The sequence below is a fragment of the Enterococcus sp. MSG3299 genome (assembly GCF_050555765.1).
Classification (GTDB): Bacteria; Bacillota; Bacilli; order Lactobacillales; family Enterococcaceae; genus Enterococcus; species Enterococcus faecalis.
In genome coordinates, this window is record NZ_CP187869.1 from 1,977,868 (window position 1) to 2,000,194 (window position 22,327).

The window sequence follows — 22,327 nt, forward strand, 5'->3', positions numbered from 1 at the left end:
TTACATGCTCCTTTACAATTTTCTTATCGCCAATCCTAGCGTACAGAAAAAGCCTACCAAAGGGTACACTTCTCCCGTTTGGTAGGCGTCATTAATTTATTCGTCCAATAAATAGTTCGTGGTGAACACCATCACCATGTTGCTATTAAACTATTAAAAATAATACCACGCAACTCTGGAAAGTGCAATAGAAGAATAACTCATTACCTTTAACAATCTCCACGTGTCTTTTTGGACACTAACTCATTAAAAAAAATAACCATGATTTCTTCGCTTTCCAGATCTAACAACTTAGAAATCAATTTAATATCTGAAGCTTTAAATACAACCTCTCCTTTTAATTTCTTATAAATTGTTGAAGCTGAGATTGGTTGACCTGCAGCGGTCATTTCACTTGCTAACCATTCAACATTTTTCCCTTTTAATTTCAATTTTGAATGAATTAAATTTGATTCCATTTTACTCCCCCTTTTCACCCCTTTTAGTGTCTTATTAGACACTGGAAGTATATCATTTTGTGAAAAAACCGTCAATATATGCCTATTCAATAGTTATTTATCACTCTATGTATAGAGTAAAACATGTTTCTTTTGCGACACTTTTTGTGCTAGAATGTTTTTACGGAGGTGGTTTTTTTGAAAGAAAATTTTTTGAAGCAAAAAAGGATGGAGAAAAATCTTACATTAGAACAAGTTGGAAATTTTGTTGGTGTTGGAAAAAGTACCGTCAGGAAATGGGAAACTGGAATGATTGAAAATATGGGGAGGGATAAAATTGTCGCCTTATCAAAAATTTTAGATGTATCACCTCTTGAAATCTTAGGTATTCCTGAAACGGAAGAAACGCCATTTATTGTCCCAACCAATATTATGAACATATACAAACAGTTAACAACTGAAAATCAAGAAGCAGTCTTTCGATACGCTCAAAAGAAATTAACAGAACAAAATTACTTTTAATATTTATTTTAAATAGATGAATGCTAGACTTTTTAGTCAACGTCAAACAAAAAAAGCTTATCCGTAAGGATAAGCTTTTTATTAGATTGACTGTTGGCCAAAATACTGACGCCATTTGGTTTTCATGGCTGTCGTCATCGGCAACGCTGCTTCTTTGACAGCACAATATTTGTCAACAAAGGTTACAATGTAACTTTCTTTGTATTTTGGTGGTGCAATAGTTGCGCCCCACATATGTTTAATAATAATGTCTCGTTCTAAATCAGACAACTCTGTAATTTTTTCAGCATTTTTGGCTGCAATTCGTGGATGAACATAAGCATGAGAGCCTTCGTCAAACTTTGTTGTGCGCCAATCATAGTAAAACAAATCATGTAATAAACCAGCACGAGCTGTTGCACGAGCATTGCCGTTCCAACGCTTTGCTAATTTATAGCTATGATAGGAAACACTAATTGAATGTTCTAAACGAGTTGAATGCATATGTTGTGTGTATTCTGCTAATTTTTGGACTTCTTCGGTTGCTAATAAATCTTCTACATAAGAAAGATATTCTTCGTCTTCACGCCATTTTTCTGTCATATAATTGGGTGCCACCTTTTCTAATCCTTTTATAACTTGACTCGAGTATAGCACCCCAGCTATTTAATTACTATGAATTTCTCAATCTGTAACTTAACTTTAATATTTGCTTAATAAGTTTAGCGTTCAACGCAGTAAAATTTTCACAAAAACTTCTACATTTCTTCTGGTGCATGTAATCCTAGTAAACGTAAATCTTCTTTTAAAACAGTAGCTACTGCATAAACTAACGCTAAGCGTGCCTCTTTTTGATCATCTTCATCCAAAATCCGAACATGGGCATAATATTTATTGAACGCTTGTGCTAAATGAATGCTATGTTTCGCAATAACAGATGGTTCATATTTTTCAGCAGCTTGCATCACGGTTTCAGGGAATTTTTGTAACAACTTCACGACTTCCCAGCTATCCTTGTCATTTAGTGCATAACGTTGTGTAGTGTCTGGTGTAAAGTTTGCTTTACGTAAAATACTCATCGCACGAGCATGTGTATATTGAACATATGGCCCAGTTTCGCCTTCAAAACGAACAACTTCATCTAATACAAAATCGAAATTATTTAGACGATCATTTTTAAGGTCATGGAAAATAACTGCACCTACACCTACTTGTTTCGCCACTTCTTCACGATTTGCTAAGTCTGGATTTTTCTCGTTAATTTGATTTCCTGCTAAAGTAACAGCTTCATTCAATACTTCTTCTAATAAAACAATTTTCCCTTTACGTGTGGATAATTTTTTACCGCCCTGAGTAATTAAACCAAACGGAATGTGTTCCATATCATCTGACCATTCAAATCCTAGTTCTTTCAAGACTGCTTTTAATTGTTTGAAGTGATTGCTTTGTTCGTTGCCGACTACATAAAGTGATTTGGCAAAATCATACGTCCGTTTACGGTAAAGCGCAGCAGCTAAATCCCTTGTGATATATAACGTCGCACCATCTGATTTACGAATAAGTGCTGGATTTAAATTATATTCTGTCAAATCAACAATTTCTGCACCTTGATTTTCTGTTAATAAATGTTTTTCTTCTAATAAAGTAACAATTTCATCCATTTTATCATTATAAAAGGCTTCGCCATTGTATGAATCAAATTCAACTTCTAACATGGAATAGATTTTATCAAATTCTTTTAGAGACTCGCTACGGAACCATTTCCATAATTCATTAGCTTCTTGGTCTCCTTCTTCTAATTTTTTAAACCAGGCACGTGCTTCGTCTTCTAATTCTGGTTTTTCTTCTGCTTCTTCATGAAATTGCACATATAAGCGCAATAATTCATTAATTGGTTGTTGGCGGACTGCTTCTTCAGAACCCCATTTTTTATAAGCTACAATTAACTTACCAAACTGTGTACCCCAGTCACCTAAGTGGTTAATCCGAATTGGCTGATACCCAATTTTTTCTAAAATAAAGGCAATTGAATTCCCGATTACCGTAGAACGTAAGTGCCCCATAGAAATTGGTTTAGCAATGTTTGGTGAAGACATATCAATAGGAACATTGCCATTATTGCCAAAGGTACTGTTTCCGTAGTTGTTTTTTTCTTTGACTACTTCGCCAATAACAGCTTGACTGACTGCTTCTTTATTCATGAAGAAGTTTAAATAAGGTCCCACCACTTCAATTTTTTCAAAATTTGTGCCATCAATTTTTTCTGCTAATTCTGCTGCAATTTGTTGTGGTGCTTTACGATAAATTTTAGCTAATGAAAAGGCTGGAAAAGCCACATCTCCATGATCAACTGATTTAGGATTTTCCAATAATTGTTCGATTTGATCCATCGTTAATTCTTCATTTAAAACATCATGTAACGCTTTTGCTACGATTTCTTTGTTGTTCATAAGAACCCTCCTGATTAATTTGTAAGTATAAAAAACAAAAACGTCTCTGACAAAACAAAATAATTTGTTTTGTCAGAGACGAGAATTTACCCGCGGTACCACTCTAATTGTCTATACTACTTGGATAGACCTGCTTCATCGATAACGGTGATTGCCGTCTGCTTTCAGCAGAATTCTAAAAGTGCGCTTCCTCATTCCGATCACTCTTGGCTCCCACCTTCCCAAGATCGCTAAGCTGACGTTGAAATAAGTACTCTCTTTATCATTGAATGTCATTGTTAAACTGGCTTCATTATAGCAAATTTTTGTCTAGCTGGCTAGCCTTCTTCACTAATTGTCATAAAACTAACGCCAGGTTCTGCATTTAAGTTATACGAAGCAAAGTGATTCTTTTCAGCTTCGATAAAAGCGGCAGCGCCAATCATCGCCGCGTTATCCCCACAAAGTTTTAATGGCGGAATAAGTAATGTCACTTCTGGTAATTGTTCACTGATTGCATGTCTCATTGCTTCTCGTAATCCTTGATTCGCAGCAACGCCCCCAGCGATTAGCAATTGCTTAACAGGATATTCTTGACAAGCACGAATGGTTTTAGTCACTAATACTTCTACCACACTCGCCTGAAAACTTGCGGCTAAATCCTTTGTAGACAGTGCTTCACCACGTTGCTCTGCATTATGAACCGTGTTAATAAACGCACTTTTCAAACCACTAAAGCTAAAGTCATAGTTATCCTCTTTTAGCATCGCCCGTGGAAATTGATAGGTATCTGTGCCTTCATGGGCCAAAGCATCAATCTCTTTGCCACTAGGATAAGGCAACCCTAATACACGTCCGACTTTATCATACGCTTCACCAGCTGCATCATCACGTGTTTCACCAACAATTTCGAAAGAGCCATCTTCTTTCATGTAGACCAATTCCGTATGTCCTCCACTAACGAGTAAGGCCATCAATGGAAATTCGAGCGGTGCCACAAAACGGGCAGCATAAATGTGCCCAGCCATATGATTGACTGGAATAAGTGGTAATTGGTGCGCCCAAGCAAATGCTTTTGCTGCAGAAAGCCCTATTAATAAAGCACCGACTAACCCAGGCCCATAGGTCACAGCAACACCACTAAGCTCTTCTGGTGTGACTTTCGCTTCTGTTAATGCTTCTTCAATACAGATCGTCACTTGTTCAACATGATGACGACTCGCAACTTCCGGAACGACTCCACCAAAACGTTGATGGCTCTTAATTTGCGAAGCAACGATATTGGAAAGAATTTTGTCGCCATCTTCAATGACAGCCACACTTGTTTCATCACAGCTACTTTCCACAGCTAATAATAATTTACGTTCTTTTGTAAAAATTGTCATTGGGCTTCCTTCCTTAATTTCGCACACATTACAAAGGCATTTTCTTGCGGTTCTTTATAATAATTTTTTCGTACAGCTACTTTCCGAAATCCTGTTTTCTCATAAAGTTTTTGAGCTAATGTATTCGATTCTCTGACCTCTAAGAAAATTTGTGTAATGTCACGACTTTTAACATATTCTTTAAAAGCTTTCATTAACTGACAACCAATTCCTTGGTGTTGTTTCTGACCATTCACAACAACGTGACTAATTTCTGCTTCATCTAAAATAAAATGATAGGCAATATAACCTAACCACTGGCCATTTTCAACTAAAAAAAGATATTCGCTATTTTCCTGAGCAAAATCTTCCGCGAATTGTGTTTCTGTCCAAGGGGAGCCAGTTGTATAAGAAGAATTACTAAAACGCCATAATTCTTCACCAATATTTGCTACAGATATTTCTTTTTTTGTTACTAACATTTTTTCTTCACTCTTCTTTTAAATCAATTATCATTTCTAGTGCGTCTTCATTATTTTCGTCATAATAGCCTTTTTTCACCGTCTGTGAGGCAAAGCCAATTTTTCGATACAAACGTTGGGCTTTAACATTACTCATTCGTACTTCTAGCGATAAGGTTTCACAACGATTTTTCTTGGCAAAAATTCGCGTTTCTTCTATTAAAGAACGACCTAAACCTAAGCCTTGGTATGCTGTGTGAACAGCGACATTCGTAATGTGTGCATCCGTTCCTTGAATCCGACAGCCAATAAAGCCAACTGTTTTCCCGTTAATTGCCGCTAACAAATAGAGATGCGGCGCTTTTGAGCCAAGTTCTGCCATGAAAGCAGACATCGTCCAAGGAAGTTCCCCAGCGTAAACTTCACGTTCAATTGCTAGTAAATCCTTAATATCTTGGTAGGTGATTTCACGCAATTGAAATTCTTGCTGGTTCATTGCAATGGTTTTAGTTATATACCGTTGCCGTCTTTTTGTAAAGTATTTTGTCACAAAATTAAAGTTTTTCCACATAGCTTTCTCCATTAGGCGTGTGTGTCTTCAACCAATTTTCTTCCGCTTCTACTTTTTTCAAATACGCAGGTAAGAACCCATGAACATTTTCAACAGGTTCAGCCACACTACCTAACGCAGCCAAAACTGCGGCATTAGGAATTTGCCATTGCGGGACATCACAAATTTCCCCATGAGGAATGATTTGAGCTATTTCTTCAGTGAATTTTTCAACATCTTCACCAACAAAAAAAAGATTTGGTTCATTTTTTAGTTGTTCTAATAACTCCCGCAGTAAAATATGTTGGTCCGGTAACTCATTTTGCCACACGCCATCGACAAACCGATAAGCACCAGCATAGACGTTTTTACGACGCGCATCAAAAAGAGGCACAATTAAACCGGTTTGTCCAACACAATTGGCAGCTAACGTTTGTAGACTGGAAATGCCTACTAGCTCTTTCTTTAAAGTATAGGCCAATGTTTTGGCAGTCGTCACGCCTAAACGTAAGCCAGTGTATGATCCAGGTCCTTCTGCTACGACAAAACGATCAATTGCCGTTGGCGCCAAGTTCAATTGGCTCATCAAATAGTCAATTGCCGGCATTAATGTTAAGCTATGATTTCTTTTAACCGTTGCTGTATAACTTCCCAGAATTTTTTGATTTTCACACACAGCAATACTCAATGTTTGGTTAGATGTATCTATTGCTAAAATTCGCACACGAATCCCTTTCCTTCTACAATTTAGTCGCTTCATTGTAGCACACTTTCCTTTTTCTAAAAAGGGAAAACGAGGTTTCTTTTTACAGAAACCTCGTTTCGTTCATTTTCTCTTTTTATTTAATGGTTGCTTCTAAGTAATCAATTAATGGTTTACTGATATCTGTTGCAGAACCATTTTCTCCTGAATTTTCAACCATAATCATTGTTAAGAATTTATTGTTACTACGATCTAACGTTAGAAGGAAACTGTTTTCTTTGCCATCTGTATCTTGTTTATCTTTTATTTCAGCTGTTCCTGTTTTAGCAGCCAATGAGAAGTTCGGATTGTACATATTATAAACATAACCTGAAGGATCTTCCACACTACCTAAAAGATCTGTGGCAATTGTATTCGCTGCGTTGGCGCTGATTACATTGTCTTTTTTCTTCGTTTCTTTGTCTAAAACTAATTTTGGATAGACTAATGTTCCATTATTTTGGAAAACACTATACATGGTAGCTTGCTGGATTGGTGAAATTAACAATTGGCCTTGACCGTAGCCCGTATCTGCTAAAAGAATTTCAGAATTAAATTTATCTTCATTTGAAATTTGAGCGGGCGTCATGGCAATTGGTAAATCTAGTTCCTCACCGAAAATGAATTTATTAAGACCCGCTCTAAATTTGTCTTCTCCCATCCGTAATGTTTGTTGGGCAAAATAAATATTATCTGAATTAACTAAAGCGGTACGCAGATTGACTGGACTTGCTTCTTTTACACGTGTCGCAAAATAGCCGCCCCAAGATTTATCTTTTTGCCATTTCAAGCCATTAATTTCTAGCTCTTCATCTGGCTTCAATGTCCCTGCATCTAAACCAATGGCACCGGTAATTGTTTTAAAGGTAGAGCCTGGTGCATAGCCTGTCGCAAAACGTGCTGTGAATGGTAAATCTTTGTTGTTATTGTAAGCATCATATTCTTTTTGAGAAATGCCATTGGCCATTTTATTAGGATCATACGAAGGTGAACTAACCGTTGCTAATAAATCGCCTTTTTGAGGATCGGTAATGACCGCACTACCAGGACGTTTGTCAAATATAGCAAAAGCTTGTTGTTGTACCCCGCTGTCAATCGTTAATTTAATCGTTTGACCATCTTTTTTCTCTTTGGTTTGTAAAGCTTTTTTGACATTCTCTTTGTCATCTAAAATAACTAGTGAGCCACCATCTTGCCCTCTTAATTCTTTATCAAACGCTCGTTCTAAGCCAGTTTTACCAATTACGCCCGTACTACTTAACTCTGGATTTTTTTCAATATCTTCTGCAGTAATGGTGCCCGTATACCCGATTAATTGCGCAGCTGCTTCCCCCAGCGGATAATAACGTGACTCTGTATCTTTTGTCGCAGCCCCTGTTGGTAATTCTGTCACTGGTTCAGAAGCGACTGTGATTGGTACAAAGGAGTCTGCTTGGACCCACCCTTGGCTTAACTTTTGATTGATTTCATCAACAGAAACGCCGAACTTATCACTAAAAGCTTTGATATTGGCTGTTTTTTCTGCGCCAGAACCGAGTTTGCCAGGCACTACGCCCACTTCATCAAACACTTTGTTAATTGCTAGCCCACTACCATTACGATCGACAATTTCTCCACGTTTGGCATTATCTACTTGAATCGAAATTTTATCATTTCCTGACATATCTGGAAAAATTAAAGACGGCTTCCAAGCGATTTGGTAGGTATCGCCTTTCTTGGCGATACTTGATTGATAAGACAAATCTTTCATTTCGCCTAAAGGAGTGCTCATCGATAATTTATAGGTAAATGTGTATTGATTGTCTTTCGCCTTTTTGACTTGGACATCACTAGCTTTGACTCCTTCTGCTTGAATCCCTGAATAAATTGCTTGGTATTTTTCAACAACAGATTTAGTATCATAGCCATTTTTCTTTAAGCTAGCTTCTTGAACAACGGACGGTAACTTATCAAATTCCTGTTTTGACAATACGTTTAAAAATTTAGTAGCTGTTTTCTTCGCTTCGGCTAATTCTTGTTTGGCTTGCCATTGACTATAAGCATAATACCCGCCACCGGCAGCAGCGATTAGAACCAAGGCAGAAACACCAAGAATAAGTGGTTTTTTTGAAGATTTTTTATTACGATTGCTTCGTTCCATTCAATAATCCCCTAACTATATAATATGTCTTTTCTTCTATTATACGTAACTTTTTTTAAAATGCTTGTGTTTCACCTATACTTTTTTTAATTTCTTAATAAAGTTTGATCAATTTTTTCCATTTCATCAGGCTTTCGTTGGATTTCTCTGCATTCATTGTGTGGTATACTAGCTGTAACAATTAGTTTTTTATTAGGAGGAATGAACATGGGACTTATTAAAGCAGCAACAAGTTCAGTTGGCGGTGGCTTGGCCGATCAATGGCTAGAGGTTATTGAACCTGATAATATGGGGGACACAACCGTCATGACAAAAGGTGTTTTTGTGCGTAAAGATGATAAACGTGGTTCTAATCGTAAAGGAACGGACGATGTTTTAACAGATGGTTCTGTTGTACATGTCTATCCCAACATGATGATGCTTCTTGTCGATGGGGGCAAAATCATCGATTACACTGCTGAAGAAGGCTATTATACAGTCAAAAATGATTCTGCGCCTTCAATGTTTAACGGTTCTTTAAAAGATGCGATTGCAGAGACCTTCAGTCGTTTCAAATTTGGTGGCGTAACTCCACAAAAACAACAAGTTTTTTATATTAACTTGCAAGAAATTAAAGGCATTAAATTTGGAACACCTGCGCCATTAAACTATTTTGATAATTTTTATAATGCCGAACTTTTCTTACGTGCACACGGAAATTACTCAATTAAAATTACAGATCCTTTACTATTTTATACTAATGCGATTCCTAAAAATCAAACGCAAGTAGATATTAATGATATTAATGAACAATATTTGGCAGAGTTCATTACAGCATTGCAAGCAGCAATCAATCAAATGTCTGCTGATGGGCAACGTATTTCTTACGTTCCCTCAAAAAGTGTTGAATTAAGTAAATATATGCAAACTGCGCTTGACGAGGATTGGCGCACCAATCGTGGCATGGAAATTGTTTCTGTAGCAGTTGCGAGCATTTCTTATACAGATGATTCAACTAAATTAATCAACATGCGAAATGAAGGTGCTATGCTCAGCGATCCAGGTGTTCGCGAAGGCTATGTTCAAGGTTCCTTGGCTCGTGGTATGGAGGCTGCTGGTAAAAATGAAGGTGGCGCTATGAGCGGCTTTATGGGTGTTGGTATGGGCATGAATGCGAATGGCAACTACTTTGCGCAAGCGTCTCAAACAAACCAACAACAAATGCAAGAAAAACAAAACCAGCAAAACGCACAAGGGGCTACAGACACTTGGACTTGCCCACAATGTGGGACTGAAAACACTGGGAAGTTTTGTTCAAACTGTGGTACACCAAAACCAACAAACGAGAAACCAAAATTAGAAATGAAATGTAGTGAATGTAGCGAAATTGTTGACTTAAGCAATGGTATTCCTAAGTTCTGTCCACATTGTGGTAAACCATTCCAAGGGGTTCCTTTATAAGCAAGTAGTGAACAATTAAAGAAAAGGGTCAGGCACAAGTCTACCCTTTTTCTTTGAATCAGATTCCTGTTATTTACTCACTCTATTAGAAAGGACGGTTGCAATGGAAACAACATTTACCCATAAATGCCCCAACTGTGGCGGCCCGCTCTTATTTAATCCCAAAGATCAAAAATTTCATTGTGAATATTGTTTAAATATTTACACGGAAGAAGAGGTGACTCGTTATGAGCAACAGCAACATGAGGCGCATTTAGAGAATCCCTCAACAACGACTGCCGAGGAAAATTTGACTTTCACGGCGGAAGAAGAAGCCTCCGCTACGCAACAAACAGAGACCACTGAGAATGAAGCAGCTGCAGATGCAGGCACAATGGAAATTTTTAATTGTCCAAGCTGTGGCGCTCAAATTGTCACCGATGCAACAACGGCTGCCACATACTGTTATTATTGCCATAATCCAGTTGTCTTGGCTGGTCGATTAAGTGGCGAATTTTTACCAGAAAACGTCTTACCCTTTACAATTGAAAAAGATGAAGCGATTGAAAAATTTCTCGCTTGGACCAAGAAAAAATGGTTCATTCCCCGAGATTTTTTCAGCAAAAATCAAATCGATAAATTAACTGGGGTTTACTTCCCCTATTGGGTCGTTGATGCAGAAGTCGACGGACAACTGCAAGCTACTGGCACAAGTATTCGCATTTGGCGCGTAGGTGATATTGAATACACCGAAACAAAACGTTTCAATGTGGGACGTTCAGGAAAATTATCGTTTAAAGAATTAGTTAAAAATGCCCTGTCAAAAAACGTCCAACAAAAAATGGTGGAAGGCGTTCAACCATTTTTAATTGATCAAGCGGTGCCTTTCAAAAGCCAATACCTAGCAGGTTTCCAAGCAGAAAAACGCGATATTGAATATGAAGCAATCAAAAAACACGTCCAACAAGAATTACAAGATTATTCGGAATCATTGTTACGGGACTCTGCTTCTGGTTATACTACGTTGACAAATGTTCGCACGGATATTTCTCTAAACCAAGAAAATAATCACTATATGCTTTTGCCAATTTGGTTAGTCACCTATCGCAGTCAGGAACAATCAAAAAAAGTTTATTATTATGCCATGAATGGACAAACAGGTAAAGTAAGCGGTGTGCTTCCAATTAGTTACACCCGTTTAGGACTAGCAACGTTAGGCATTTTCGCTGGACTCTTAGCACTCTTTTTATTAGGAGGTTATTTCCTATGAAAAAACGACTTTTACCTATTTTTTTCCTAATACTTCTTACCTTTGGCCTTGCCCTACCCGTTTCGGCGGCTGAAAATTCAATTGATGATGACGCACAATTACTGACACCTGATCAAATCAACCAACTAAAACAAGAGATACAACCTTTAGAAGAAAAAACAAAAGCCTCTGTCTTTATTGTGACCACAAATAATAATACCTATGGCGATGAACAAGAATATGCAGATTATTATCTTTTAAATAAAGTTGGCAAGGACCAAAATGCGATTCTTTTTCTCATTGATATGGACTTACGGAAAGTCTACATCTCTACTTCTGGAAACATGATTGATTATATGACGGGTGCACGAATTGATGATACCTTAGATAAAGTAATGGATGGGGTGAGTCAAGGAAATTATTTCGCGGCTGCTCAAACCTTTGTTCAGGAAACTCAAACATTTGTTGATAAAGGGGTTCCTGGGGGGCACTATCGTGTGGATAGCGAAACAGGTAAAATCACCCGTTATAAAGTCATTACCCCTCTGGAAATGGTAATTGCTTTTGCTGCTGCGCTAATACTCAGCTTGGTCTTCTTAGGCATCAATATTTCTAAATACCAATTAAAATTTTCAAGTTATCAATATCCCTTTAGGGAAAAAACAACTTTAAACTTAACCTCCCGCACAGATCAGTTAACCAACTCTTTCATCACTACGCGTCGTATTCCTAAAAACAATGGCGGCAGTGGCGGAATGGGCGGTAGTGGTAGCACCACCCACTCAACTGGCGGCGGCACATTCGGTGGCGGCGGTCGAAGTTTTTAGATTTTTTATCTTTTTTAATCATTTCATAAAAATAATGATAAAATAAGTATACTGTGGTGTGTTATTTTTTACACAGGACGGTATACTTATTTTCATTTAAACTAAGTGATTTGTAGTCCAAAGTTATTTAATTGGGGATTGTTTTCAACTATTTAGTAAGCGCTACAAATCATTAACTAAACTATGGGAGGGAAAGTGAAAATGAAAAAATTTTCTATGTTAGGATTAGTTTTAATTAGTACTCTGTTTTTAGGTGCATGTGGTTCTGGAACAAACAACACTAATAAAACTAAAAAAACCTCAAGTACTGCTACCGCAACAACTGAAACAAAAGCTAAAGAAGATAAAGGGACTTATAAAGATCGAACATTGACTGTTCCTGATGGTGTATTAAAAATCACCGAATTCCAAAAAGGTACAAGTTTCGATGGTAAACCAATCTTTTATGTACTATTTGATTTGACTAATAACACTAAGGAAGCACAAGATGTACAAATGTTATACTCTAGTTTTGTTAGCGTATCACAAAATACCGGCGATACAACAGAAGATTTAACTTATGGAATTGTTAATGATTCTCCGATTAAAGATAGAATTGACATGTTAAATAAAAAAGTTAATCCTGGCGCAACTGTCCAAGCAGCATACCCTTATGAATTTGCTGATGAAACAAAACCTGTAACTTTTACTTTCAGAGACAGTATGTTCAGCATGGGAGATCCTATCGCTGTTGAAGAAATTACAATTAAATAGTCTGTAAGCAAGTAGGCACTTAGTTCTACTTGCTTTTTTGGTTTGTTCTTCATAGAGTTGAATGGTAAAATTAATTTATCTTAACAAAAAGGAGTCATCCCATGAAAAGTATGTGCGAACTGTGTGATCTAAATCCTGGTAAAATCATCACCTTTGATAATCACGGTATCTGTAAACATTGTGCAGAACATTTAGAGTTAAAACCAAAAGAAATTAAAGATCGAACAATGGAAAGTATTATAAAACGTCAAGAAGAAATTATAAAAAAAGATCAAGCAATGCAAGCAAAGGGAAATTTATGTTATCTTTGCGAAGAGGAAACTGGCAAGTACTTTACGAGTGATTTTTATCGCGTAGGAAAAAGCTGTTTAAAAAAACTTAAAGTATCCACTTGGTCCGTTGATAAAAAAAGTTTAGCTGATTTACAACAAATACAAGAGTTAATAAACAAGCAGTCTGAAATCGCAAAAGCAAATGAAAAAAATGCTGAAGTTTATGGAAATCTATGTGCTCTTTGTCAGGATAATAAAGGAAAATATTTAACTTCAGATAATTACCAAATCTGTAAGAAATGTGCAGGTCAACTCGGTGTCCAGGGACAAGGATATACCCAAACTTGGACATTGACGGATTTAAGAAATGTCCAAGAAGACAACCGGCTATTCAATCCTACAACAACTATTGCTGGCTCGATTGAATTCGATGAACCTGAAAAAAAATTTCGACTGGTTGGTTCATCAAAAATTTTGCCAGTAAGCATTATCGCTGATTACAAAATTTTAGAGAAAAAAATACCCATTTCACCGAAGAAAACGTACCTTATGATCGCGTCAGTAGTGTCTATATTTTGATTAATCTAGATGATTTGCAACGCCCAACCATCACTATTTCCTTTTTAAAGACACTTAGTGAGCAAACCACTGAATTTGATCGTCAATTAGCGATCGATAGAGCCCGTTTCAACGCCGAACGAGCCCTTTCATCATTAGACACTATTGTTCGTCGAATAAAAGAAAAAGAAATACCAACTCCTATAAAGAGTGATAAAAACCAACCGATTGAACCAAAACTATCTGATTCACAAAAAAACTCATCTAGCACTATTGAAGACGTAATGGCTGAGTTAAGAAATTTAAAAATGTTAGTTGATGAAGGAGTTCTAACAGAAGAAGAATTTCAACAAAAGAAACGGCAATTGCTTCAATTAGATTAATAAAAAAATCCTGAAAAGACTCGTCATCTTTTCAGGATTTTTTTCTTCTTAGTATTTTCCCATAATTCTTGATAAGGTATTTCATGGATATCACGAAAATAAGCTACTTCAAACTTTTCAAAATCAGTTGACTGGCAGTTGCCGGTTAAAACACCAATTCCTGCTTTGCCATGACACGTTCCCATGAAAACATCCACGAGCGAATCACCTACCATAATTACTTCTGTCGCCTTCAATTGACATGACTGACAAAAGGCTTGGAGCATGTCCGCATCTGGTTTCGGTAAGTAACGATCTCCTGTCGCAATAAAATCAAACATTTCTGTTAAACCAAGATATTCCATAATCAACATAGTCGCTGGCAAAGTATCTGAAGTTGCTAATCCAATTTTATAGTTCTTCCGTTTCAGCTCAAGAAATAACTGTTTTAAATCACCAATTGGTTCAATCTTTTTCAGATTTTTTCGTAAATAATCATAAAAAAATTGCTCTAGCCATCGACTGCTGATTCCCTGTTCGACTAATTCCTCAAATTGCGCCAATTCTTGATAAAGTTCCTGATAAAGGACTTCATCAAGTAAATGTTTTTGCAAAAAACGTTGCTCCTGAATAGCTAATATCTTTTTTATTTCTGCTGAATGATGAGGGGCTAACATACTTAGTGTTTCAAAACAAGCTTGCAAACCTGCTTGCCAAAGAGTGTCAAAACGAATACACGTACCATCTTTATCAAATAAAATTCCTCGATTTTCCATGAAAGAACACCTCAAAACGTTTGCTTTGCTTCCTATTTGTTTCTTCAAGTATACTAATCATTTATTTGATTTTGATATTCTTTTTGTATCATTTGTGTAAAAAAATATAAAAAAGCAACGAATTTAGAAAAATTCGTTGCTTTTTTATTAATCAATCACTTTTTTCACTTTGAATTCTTTTGTTTCAGCAGATGGTTCTGTTTGATCAGCTAATTCAAATAAAATATGGGTACCATTTTCTTCATCTTCAACGATAATCAGTTTTCCTGGAATCTTTCGAGTATCTTTCGCAATTTGGGCTTCTTTAATTAATTCTTTTTGATCTCTTTTTGAAGCAAGGGCATTTCCTAAATTAAAAAAGACAGTTTCTTCCATAATTAACCACTCACTTTCTCTACTTTTCTTAAGTCAATTATAGCATATCCCTAGAAAAAGTGGCAGCTTGTGTCCTTTTACTTTCATTTAAGCATCAATAATCAAGGAATAAGCATAAGGACTTTCATAAATTCCTGAAGTATAATAATGGAGCCTCTTTTTAAATAGCGGGCCGTCAATTACCAACGTGTGGTACTCCCCGTTTTCTCCGCAAATATCTAATTGATGCTCTTTAAGGTACGTGATAAATGTTTCATCTAACGGTTCTCCTAAAAATTTTATTGGAATACTTGCCTCTTTGCTGACCGTTTTGATAATTGCTGTGTATCCTTTTGCCAAGAATTCTTTGACAAGTGCTTCGCGATTCTCCTGCCAAAGAGGTAATTGTGGCTCAAGCCCAGCACTTAATGCAACTTGGCGATCCCAAGCACCATTTTGTTCAATATCTATATCGCCAAAACAAACCGTTTCTGCACCTAATTTTTTGGTTTCCTGCAGTGCCTCAACCACTTTTTCTGTGTAATTTGTTTCATTGTTATGTGAGATAACAAGTGGTAAATCTAACGCTTCGGCTGCTGCTTCTAAGACGGAGATTGGTATCCCGTGAAACCAAGAACGATTAATTTCATCACTTAATGTTGTCACTAACGCTACTGGCTGATTTCCTGCTTGTACCAATCGATCCATCGCCAATAAACAGTCTTTACCAGAGCTATAACTTAAACAAAATTTTTTCATAAACGTTCCCTCTTTTCTTTATGACTATACCTCAAAACAATACATCCGTATACATATTTATTATTTAAGTATAACTAATACTGAATAGTTATTTGAATCAAAACATGGTATAAAATAGAGGTAAAGCAAGCTTTATTCACTTCTTTATATCTCTTTTCAACGGATGATCAGCTGGCGGAAACCAGCTGATCTTTTTTTCAAAAAACACAGCTATCTTTTGCAGTTTTCTTTTCCTCATGTTATAAAGAGATAGTAGGAAGCATTTATTCACTTCTTTACAAATCTATCTTAATCTTAGACAGTCGGCGGAAAACGGCTGTCTATTTATCTGGAAAAATTATGAACTCGTCAGCTAGTGGTCAGTTGACGAGTTTTATGTTATAATAATTAGAACACGAAAAATATTTTTAAACGAACCATTCAATTGTTTTGATGATTTTATTCAAAACTGGCGTGTCTAGAGAGACACAAGGATGTATTAGAGGTAGGGAATACATCGCTTAAATGAAAAATACTTGAATACTAGAAATAGTCTGATCCAACTTTAAAATAATAATATTGATTCGTTAGATAGCCTTCTCTTTAAAGAGAAGGCTATTGTCAATTAAAGAGTAAAACCACCGTATGTTTAAAGTTAAACTTATCTCAAACATACCCTGTCAGTGTTTCACGCATTATCTCAATAAACAGTAAAAATCCAGAAGAGAGACTCTTCTGGATTTTTACTTATTTGACGATACTTTTTTAAATTTTGTTAATCAATTTAAAATAATCCACATAAGTGCATAATTGGGAAAACAAATAATAAACTATCAAAACGATCTAAAATACCACCATGTCCTGGCAAGATGTTACCAGAGTCTTTCACGCCATAATGACGTTTGATAGAAGATTCAACCAAATCACCGAATTGCCCTACTATAGAAAATAGAACCGTCAATACAAGCATCACCGGCATTGGATAAGGAAATAGCCCTTTATTAGCTGTGAAAACTAAAAACAACGCTGCTACAACCACGGCTGATAAAATACCACCAAGTGCACCTTCTATTGTCTTGTTGGGTGAAACATCTGGCATCAATTTATGACGACCAAATCGTCGTCCAAATAGATATGCACCAATATCCGTTGCCCAGACAATGAATAAAGCAAATAACAAGACTTCAAAACCTGCGGAACGGGCACTAATAAAGTTCTGGAACCCCATCCCTACATATAAACTGACAATAACTGGAAAGCCAGCTTCTTCAATCGTATATGTATTTTTAGAAATCACCGAAGCACCTAACAACAACATTACAGTGACATAAAATAAAATGAAATTTGTTTGCATTTCCGGCAAAAAGTTTAACCACTTAATTGTTGGGATAACTAAAAAAACGGCCCCTAATGCTGATAAAACACCTTCAAAACTTAATAACGTTAATCCTTTCATACGGAATAACTCGTACACGCCGACTACTGCCAAAGCAACAGCGGCAATCTCAATTGCAAAACCACCATACCAGATAATTGGAATAAAGATGATTAATGCGACGATAGCTGTGATGACACGTTGTCTCACTGCGGATCGCTCCCTTCTGTTTCTGTAGTTTCTTTTAGACCTCCAAAACGACGATTACGATTTTGGAAAGAAGCAATCGCGGTTTCTAAAGTGTCCCCTGAAAAATCAGGCCATAATGCTTTTGTAAAAAACAACTCGCTATAAGCAATTTGCCATAGCAAGAAATTACTAATTCTCTCTTCCCCACTTGTTCGAATCAACAATTCTGGATCGCGAAGTTCCGTGGGTAAAAAGCCAGTCATTAAGTGATCTGCGATCGTTTCTTCTGTAATCTCATCTGCCGTATATGCTTTTTCTGAAACCTCTGCAGCAATCTGTTTCATGGCAGTTAGTAGCTCCGCACGCGCCCCATAATTCAAAGCAAAGTTCAAAACCATGCCCGTATTGTCCTTGGTTTGCTCAATGGCCCGCTTAACAGCATCTTGCGTATGGCTTGGTAGAAACTCTTGGTAGCCCATTACATTGACTTTAACATTTTCCTTAATTAATTCAGGCACGAATGTATCAAAAAAATCAACAGGCAGTTGCATTAAGAAATTGACTTCATCTGTTGGTCTCTTCCAATTTTCCGTTGAAAATGCATAAAGTGTTAAAACTTTAACGCCTAAATGACTAGCATGCTTCGTTATTTTTTTAACCGTATCCATGCCTTCTTTATGTCCAGCAATTCTCGGCAGTCTTCGATTCTGTGCCCACCGGCCATTTCCGTCCATAATAATGGCAATGTGCTGCGGAATTTGGCCTTCTTTATCAAAGGCGTATTGGCTTGCTTCTTCTACATATTTATTTTTTTGCGGAAAAAAACGTAACATCTTTTTCCCTCCATTCCAAAAAATCTATCTTAATTATTATAACAATAACTAATGCAAATGCCTATGCATAGTCCCTGAATTTTCCTGATAATTAAGAAATTCCTTGTAACTTTATCATTTATGGTCCTTTTTTAAAAGAAAAAAACTTAGACTTGGCAAGTAAATCAACATGATGTATCTGCCTAGCTCTAAAATTTTAAATAAACAACGGGACAGGAGCAGCTTCTTCGGAAATAAGCTGAACGTCCTTGAGAGACAAAAAGCATCTTTCAGAACTTTCTTCTTATTTCTTGAAGCTTAACACGCCTGTCCCGACCTCAAGTTTTTATTCTATTGTCTTTTTCTCTTTATTCATTGACTGGAACAATGGCACCGTTCCATTTTTTCGTAATCCAATCTTGGACTTCTTTGCTACGTAACACTTTGACTAATTTTTTTACATTTTCGTTGTTTTCGTCTTCTTTACGAACCGCAATAATATTGGCATAAGGTGAACTTTCTTTTTCTAAGGCAATCGCATCTTTTTTCGGATTTAATCCTTGATCCACGGCAAAGTTTGAGTTAATTAAAACCGCAGCCCCTTCTTCATTGTCATAAAGAGTGGTCATGATTGCTGGATCACTTTCATGATTGAATTTCAACTTTTTAGTATTTTTATCAATATCATCGAAAGTAGCAGTTGTCCGGTCTACCCCTTCTTTCAGCGTGATTAAACCAGCATCTTCTAAAATCGTTAAAACACGTGGCCAATCTGAAACGGAAGAGCTAACGTAAATCGTTGAACCATCAGGAATTTCTTGTAACGATTTGTATTTTTTCGAGTAAAGCCCAACTGGTTCTAAATGAATCGCACCTGCATTCACAAAGTCATAATCATTTTCTTTAACCGCTTCATTAAAGAACGGCACATGTTGGAAATAGTTGGCATCGATATCGCCACTTTCCAACGCCTTGTTAGGTAGCACGTAATCTGTATAAGTCGTCACTTCTAATTTTACGCCTTCTTTTTCTAATAAAGGTTTTACATGTTCTAAAATCTCTGCATGTGGAACTGGCGAAGCCCCAACTTTCAAGACCGAGTCATCACTCTTTTTATTGCCGCAAGCCCCTAAAACTAAGACAGCTACTGCTACAGTAATTACTGACCATAATGTACGTTTTTTCATCTTATTCCCTCCATTTATCGTTTATCTATTTTTTTAGCGACTGTATCCCCAAGCCATTGAATCGCAAAGACAATAATTAAGATACAAATCGTTGCTACTAAGGTAACTGTATTTTGACCACGTTGGAAGCCATCTTGATACGCCAAACTTCCTAAACCGCCCGCTCCAATAGCAGCTGCCATTGCAGTATAGCCCACTAAAGAAATGGTTGTAACGGTTAAGCCAGAAACAAGCGCTGGCAGACTTTCTGGTAATAGAACTTTCCAAATTATTTGGAAACGATTGGCCCCCATTGCTTTGGCTGCTTCAATCACGCCTTTATCGACTTCACGAAAAGCAATTTCGACCATGCGAGCATAAAAAGGTGCTGCGGAAATAATCAATGCTGGTAAGGAGCCTTTGACACCAGACATACTCCCTAAAATAATTTTTGTAAAAGGAATTAACAGAACGATTAAGATAATAAACGGAATCGAACGGAAAATATTTACAAAAATGGCCACTAGCCAATACAGTAATCGGCTCAAAATCCCTTTTCTGCCTGACGTTTCAAAAAGTAGTAGTCCTAAAATCAGCCCTAAAATGGCGACCACTATGATTGAAATCCCTGTCATATAAAGTGTTTCAATCGTTTTTTCTTGTAGTTTACTTATATCAATTTGCGAAAAATCAAAGAAACTTGCTAAGCCACGATTATTCATTTCCAATCACCTCTGTTTCTACACGAAGTTTACGTAATCCTTCAATGGCTGCTAGAATATTTTGCTCTTCGCCTAATAATTGAATATAAAGAGAACCCACTGCACCCTGCTTTGTTTGCTGAATGTTCCCTTGAATAATACTGACTTCTACTTGATATTCTCGGACAATATGCGAGATAATTGGCAATTTCGCTTGTTCGCCGTGGAAAAGTAGGCGAACAATTTTTCCATTCGGATATTGTTCCAACATTTCTTCAACAACCAGTTCCGTTTCTTCAATGTTTTTATCCGCTTCTTGTTGGATAAAGCGTTTCGCAATTTCTGTTTGAGGCTTTTTGAAAATATCGATTACTTTACCTTCTTCAACAATTTCACCATATTCCATCACGGCTACGCGATTACAAATTTTACGAATCACGTGCATTTCATGGGTAATTAATACAACCGTTAAATTTAATTCTTGGTTGATTTTTAGTAGTAATTCTAGCACCTCATCAGTTGTCTGCGGATCCAAAGCACTCGTTGCTTCATCACAAAGCAAAATGTCAGGATTGTTAGCTAAGGCACGGGCAATCCCCACTCGTTGCTTTTGCCCACCAGAGAGTTGACTTGGGTAGGCGGTTTCCCGTCCTTCTAAACCAACCAACTTGATTAACTCTTCTGCGCGGCTTTTCCGATTTTGTTTTGGAACGCCAGCAATTTCCAATGGGAGCATGATATTTTCTAGGACCGTCCGTGACCATAATAAATTAAAATGTTGAAAGATCATCCCAATTTTTTTACGGAAGTTTCGTAGTTCTTTATTTGGCAACAATGCAATATCTTGTCCTTGAATTTCTACTTCACCTTCTGTAGGTGTTTCAAGTCCATTCAATAGGCGAACCAACGTACTTTTTCCTGCACCTGAATAGCCAATAATGCCATAAATATCACCTGATTCAACCGTTAAATCAATATCTTTTAAAGCCGTGACTTTACCCGCTTTACCGGAAAACTCTTTTTTTACATGACGTAATTCAATTAATGCCATTTTGTTCTCCTCTTCTTTCTGTTCTACTTTCTTATTTTGAAGGTTTCGCACTTTTTATGAAACGAATTTGCTTAATAAAAACAAAAAACTTCCATCCTTTTGCTATTACAGCAAAAAGGACGAAAGTTTGTCATTTCGTGATACCACCTTAATTCGCTATTATTTCTCAATAATAACCTCATACGGTACTTGATTCTTCGCATACCGTTGGCTGTAACGGGCGCCCCGTAGTAAGTTCACTGCTTCGCTCACTTACTCTGCTCAAAGACCATCTTCCATCTTAAATCTGTTACCCATTCTCAGCAAACAGGGCTCTCTTCAAACGTCCTTAACATGTACTCTTCTTTTCAAAGCTTTCTTTTGATTAGATTGAGAAAATTATAGCAATAAACATTGGCCTTGTCAACGTAAGACTAAAGATTTTCAAATTCTGTTGGTTCAACATCTGCTAAAACAGCAATCCAGGCATTTTCTTCATCTAACGCACTTGGCTCTTGATCAGCCGCTTCATTAATCGCGACTACCTTACCAGATAATGGACTACTGAATTCACTGACTGCTTTTTCTGCTTCTAATTCAATTAAAGAGTCACCTTTAGCTAATGTTTGTCCGACTTTGGGAAATGTCGCAAAAGTAATCTTCCCTAAATCCTCTTGGGCTTCGGCGGTTAAACCAATTTTATAACCTGCTTCTGTTGGTAAGATCCATAATTGATCGATTTGTTTCATTTCACTCATTTTCCAAGCACTCCTTCGTAATCTGCTTCTTTAAAACCATTCGTTAGAAATGTATTGTCTTTTAAGAGAATTGGACGCTTAATCAACATGCCATCCGCAGCTAAACGCTGACTTGCTTCTTCAATAGAAAAACTGTCAACAAGATCTTTTAAACCTTGTTCTCTATATAAAACCCCACTTGTGTTAAAAAAACGACGAACAGGCAAGCCGGTTTCTTTCATCCATTTTGCTAGTTGTTCACTACTAGGCGGTGTTGCTTTAATATCAATTGCTTGGTATTTAACGCCTTGTTGATCTAACCACGCTTTCGCTTTTTTACAAGTTGAGCATTTAGGATATTCATAAAGTGTGTACATTTCTACCC

The 22,327-nt window shown here is 36.8% G+C and carries 25 protein-coding genes, 1 riboswitch and 2 other annotated features; of the genes, 7 read left to right on the forward strand and 18 right to left on the reverse strand.

The genetic code is table 11. From position 1 onward, the window contains the following. Window positions 1-75: 75 nt before the first annotated feature. Window positions 76-145, reverse strand: a riboswitch (Fluoride riboswitch). A gap of 64 nt (window positions 146-209) precedes the next feature. Beyond that, window positions 210-533 carry a hypothetical protein gene (locus IGL23_RS09590; protein ID WP_033594476.1) on the reverse strand — a complete coding sequence of 108 codons (324 nt, stop codon included), beginning with the start codon at window positions 531-533 and terminating at the stop codon, window positions 210-212. A gap of 93 nt (window positions 534-626) precedes the next feature. On the opposite strand from IGL23_RS09590, the gene IGL23_RS09595 reads away from it, so the two are divergent. Next, window positions 627-959 (forward strand): helix-turn-helix domain-containing protein, encoded by a 333-nt coding sequence (locus IGL23_RS09595; protein ID WP_033594475.1) that lies wholly within the window; start codon window positions 627-629, stop codon window positions 957-959. 81 nt (window positions 960-1,040) lie between these two features. On the opposite strand, the gene IGL23_RS09600 is transcribed toward IGL23_RS09595, so the two are convergent. The 7 genes from IGL23_RS09600 to IGL23_RS09630 all read right to left on the reverse strand — a co-directional run bounded on the left by IGL23_RS09600 (window position 1,041) and on the right by IGL23_RS09630 (window position 8,624). Then, window positions 1,041-1,541 (reverse strand): HD domain-containing protein, encoded by a 501-nt coding sequence (locus tag IGL23_RS09600; RefSeq protein ID WP_002356666.1) that lies wholly within the window; start codon window positions 1,539-1,541, stop codon window positions 1,041-1,043. A 155-nt stretch (window positions 1,542-1,696) separates the two neighbouring features. Beyond that, window positions 1,697-3,388 carry an arginine--tRNA ligase gene (argS, locus tag IGL23_RS09605; protein WP_033594474.1) on the reverse strand — a complete coding sequence of 564 codons (1,692 nt, stop codon included), beginning with the start codon at window positions 3,386-3,388 and terminating at the stop codon, window positions 1,697-1,699. 71 nt (window positions 3,389-3,459) lie between these two features. Next, window positions 3,460-3,663: a binding site (T-box leader), on the reverse strand. Window positions 3,664-3,705: 42 nt separating this feature from the next. After that, the gene (gene tsaD / locus IGL23_RS09610; RefSeq protein WP_002388334.1) at window positions 3,706-4,752 is read right to left on the reverse strand and encodes a tRNA (adenosine(37)-N6)-threonylcarbamoyltransferase complex transferase subunit TsaD; all 1,047 of its coding nucleotides are present in this window, start codon (window positions 4,750-4,752) and stop codon (window positions 3,706-3,708) included. Beyond that, entirely contained in the window at window positions 4,749-5,213 is a 465-nt protein-coding gene (rimI, locus tag IGL23_RS09615; RefSeq protein ID WP_002359702.1) for a ribosomal protein S18-alanine N-acetyltransferase, read from the reverse strand. The genes tsaD and rimI (IGL23_RS09615) overlap by 4 nt, the downstream gene beginning before the upstream one ends. A gap of 7 nt (window positions 5,214-5,220) precedes the next feature. Next, a complete protein-coding gene (gene rimI, locus IGL23_RS09620) occupies window positions 5,221-5,775 on the reverse strand; it encodes a ribosomal protein S18-alanine N-acetyltransferase (protein WP_002384199.1) in 555 nt (184 codons plus the stop codon). Then, entirely contained in the window at window positions 5,747-6,466 is a 720-nt protein-coding gene (gene tsaB, locus IGL23_RS09625; RefSeq protein ID WP_033594473.1) for a tRNA (adenosine(37)-N6)-threonylcarbamoyltransferase complex dimerization subunit type 1 TsaB, read from the reverse strand. The genes rimI (IGL23_RS09620) and tsaB overlap by 29 nt, the downstream gene beginning before the upstream one ends. A 115-nt stretch (window positions 6,467-6,581) precedes the next feature. Next, a complete protein-coding gene (locus tag IGL23_RS09630) occupies window positions 6,582-8,624 on the reverse strand; it encodes a penicillin-binding transpeptidase domain-containing protein (RefSeq protein WP_010827629.1) in 2,043 nt (680 codons plus the stop codon). A 207-nt stretch (window positions 8,625-8,831) separates the two neighbouring features. Here IGL23_RS09630 and IGL23_RS09635 point away from each other — a divergent pair, with 207 nt between their 5' ends. From IGL23_RS09635 to IGL23_RS09660, 6 genes are all read left to right on the forward strand, one after another. Beyond that, complete coding sequence (locus IGL23_RS09635) at window positions 8,832-10,064, forward strand: SPFH domain-containing protein (RefSeq protein WP_002356656.1); 1,233 nt, start codon at window positions 8,832-8,834, stop codon at window positions 10,062-10,064. Between the two features lie 103 nt (window positions 10,065-10,167). Next, window positions 10,168-11,313 (forward strand): hypothetical protein, encoded by a 1,146-nt coding sequence (locus IGL23_RS09640; protein ID WP_016616130.1) that lies wholly within the window; start codon window positions 10,168-10,170, stop codon window positions 11,311-11,313. Further along, window positions 11,310-12,119: a TPM domain-containing protein gene (locus IGL23_RS09645; protein ID WP_033594472.1), complete on the forward strand. Its 810-nt coding sequence runs from the start codon at window positions 11,310-11,312 to the stop codon at window positions 12,117-12,119. The genes IGL23_RS09640 and IGL23_RS09645 overlap by 4 nt, the downstream gene beginning before the upstream one ends. A gap of 201 nt (window positions 12,120-12,320) precedes the next feature. Continuing rightward, on the forward strand, window positions 12,321-12,872 hold the full coding sequence (locus IGL23_RS09650; RefSeq protein WP_225581370.1) for a DUF5067 domain-containing protein: 552 nt from the start codon (window positions 12,321-12,323) through the stop codon (window positions 12,870-12,872). 101 nt (window positions 12,873-12,973) lie between these two features. Beyond that, the gene (locus IGL23_RS09655) at window positions 12,974-13,723 is read left to right on the forward strand and encodes a DUF4428 domain-containing protein (protein WP_033594471.1); all 750 of its coding nucleotides are present in this window, start codon (window positions 12,974-12,976) and stop codon (window positions 13,721-13,723) included. Window positions 13,724-13,866: 143 nt separating this feature from the next. Then, complete coding sequence (locus IGL23_RS09660; RefSeq protein ID WP_033594508.1) at window positions 13,867-14,085, forward strand: SHOCT domain-containing protein; 219 nt, start codon at window positions 13,867-13,869, stop codon at window positions 14,083-14,085. Window positions 14,086-14,108: 23 nt separating this feature from the next. Here the strand turns inward: IGL23_RS09660 and IGL23_RS09665 are convergent, their stop codons facing one another. From IGL23_RS09665 to IGL23_RS09710, 10 genes are all read right to left on the reverse strand, one after another. After that, entirely contained in the window at window positions 14,109-14,840 is a 732-nt protein-coding gene (locus IGL23_RS09665) for an HAD family hydrolase (protein WP_002390007.1), read from the reverse strand. Window positions 14,841-14,987: 147 nt separating this feature from the next. Beyond that, window positions 14,988-15,215, reverse strand: coding sequence for a hypothetical protein (locus tag IGL23_RS09670; protein WP_002362220.1), 228 nt, complete (start codon window positions 15,213-15,215; stop codon window positions 14,988-14,990). An 87-nt stretch (window positions 15,216-15,302) separates the two neighbouring features. Then, window positions 15,303-15,953, reverse strand: a complete 651-nt coding sequence (locus tag IGL23_RS09675) for a diphthine--ammonia ligase (protein ID WP_033594470.1) — start codon at window positions 15,951-15,953, stop codon at window positions 15,303-15,305. A 763-nt stretch (window positions 15,954-16,716) separates the two neighbouring features. Then, window positions 16,717-17,517 (reverse strand): phosphatidate cytidylyltransferase, encoded by an 801-nt coding sequence (locus tag IGL23_RS09680; protein WP_002359680.1) that lies wholly within the window; start codon window positions 17,515-17,517, stop codon window positions 16,717-16,719. Next, window positions 17,514-18,329, reverse strand: coding sequence for an isoprenyl transferase (locus tag IGL23_RS09685; RefSeq protein WP_002362225.1), 816 nt, complete (start codon window positions 18,327-18,329; stop codon window positions 17,514-17,516). Before IGL23_RS09685 ends, IGL23_RS09680 begins: the two co-directional genes overlap by 4 nt. Window positions 18,330-18,676: 347 nt before the next feature. Continuing rightward, the gene (locus IGL23_RS09690; protein ID WP_002359679.1) at window positions 18,677-19,495 is read right to left on the reverse strand and encodes a MetQ/NlpA family ABC transporter substrate-binding protein; all 819 of its coding nucleotides are present in this window, start codon (window positions 19,493-19,495) and stop codon (window positions 18,677-18,679) included. Between the two features lie 14 nt (window positions 19,496-19,509). Next, window positions 19,510-20,196, reverse strand: a complete 687-nt coding sequence (locus IGL23_RS09695; protein WP_002356640.1) for a methionine ABC transporter permease — start codon at window positions 20,194-20,196, stop codon at window positions 19,510-19,512. Continuing rightward, window positions 20,189-21,226: a methionine ABC transporter ATP-binding protein gene (locus IGL23_RS09700; RefSeq protein WP_002396218.1), complete on the reverse strand. Its 1,038-nt coding sequence runs from the start codon at window positions 21,224-21,226 to the stop codon at window positions 20,189-20,191. Before IGL23_RS09700 ends, IGL23_RS09695 begins: the two co-directional genes overlap by 8 nt. A 112-nt stretch (window positions 21,227-21,338) precedes the next feature. After that, window positions 21,339-21,586, reverse strand: a binding site (T-box leader). 53 nt (window positions 21,587-21,639) lie between these two features. Further along, window positions 21,640-21,954, reverse strand: a complete 315-nt coding sequence (locus IGL23_RS09705) for a glycine cleavage system protein H (protein ID WP_011109554.1) — start codon at window positions 21,952-21,954, stop codon at window positions 21,640-21,642. Between the two features lie 5 nt (window positions 21,955-21,959). After that, window positions 21,960-22,319, reverse strand: a complete 360-nt coding sequence (locus tag IGL23_RS09710) for an arsenate reductase family protein (RefSeq protein ID WP_002359675.1) — start codon at window positions 22,317-22,319, stop codon at window positions 21,960-21,962. Between the last annotated feature and the right edge of the window lie 8 nt (window positions 22,320-22,327).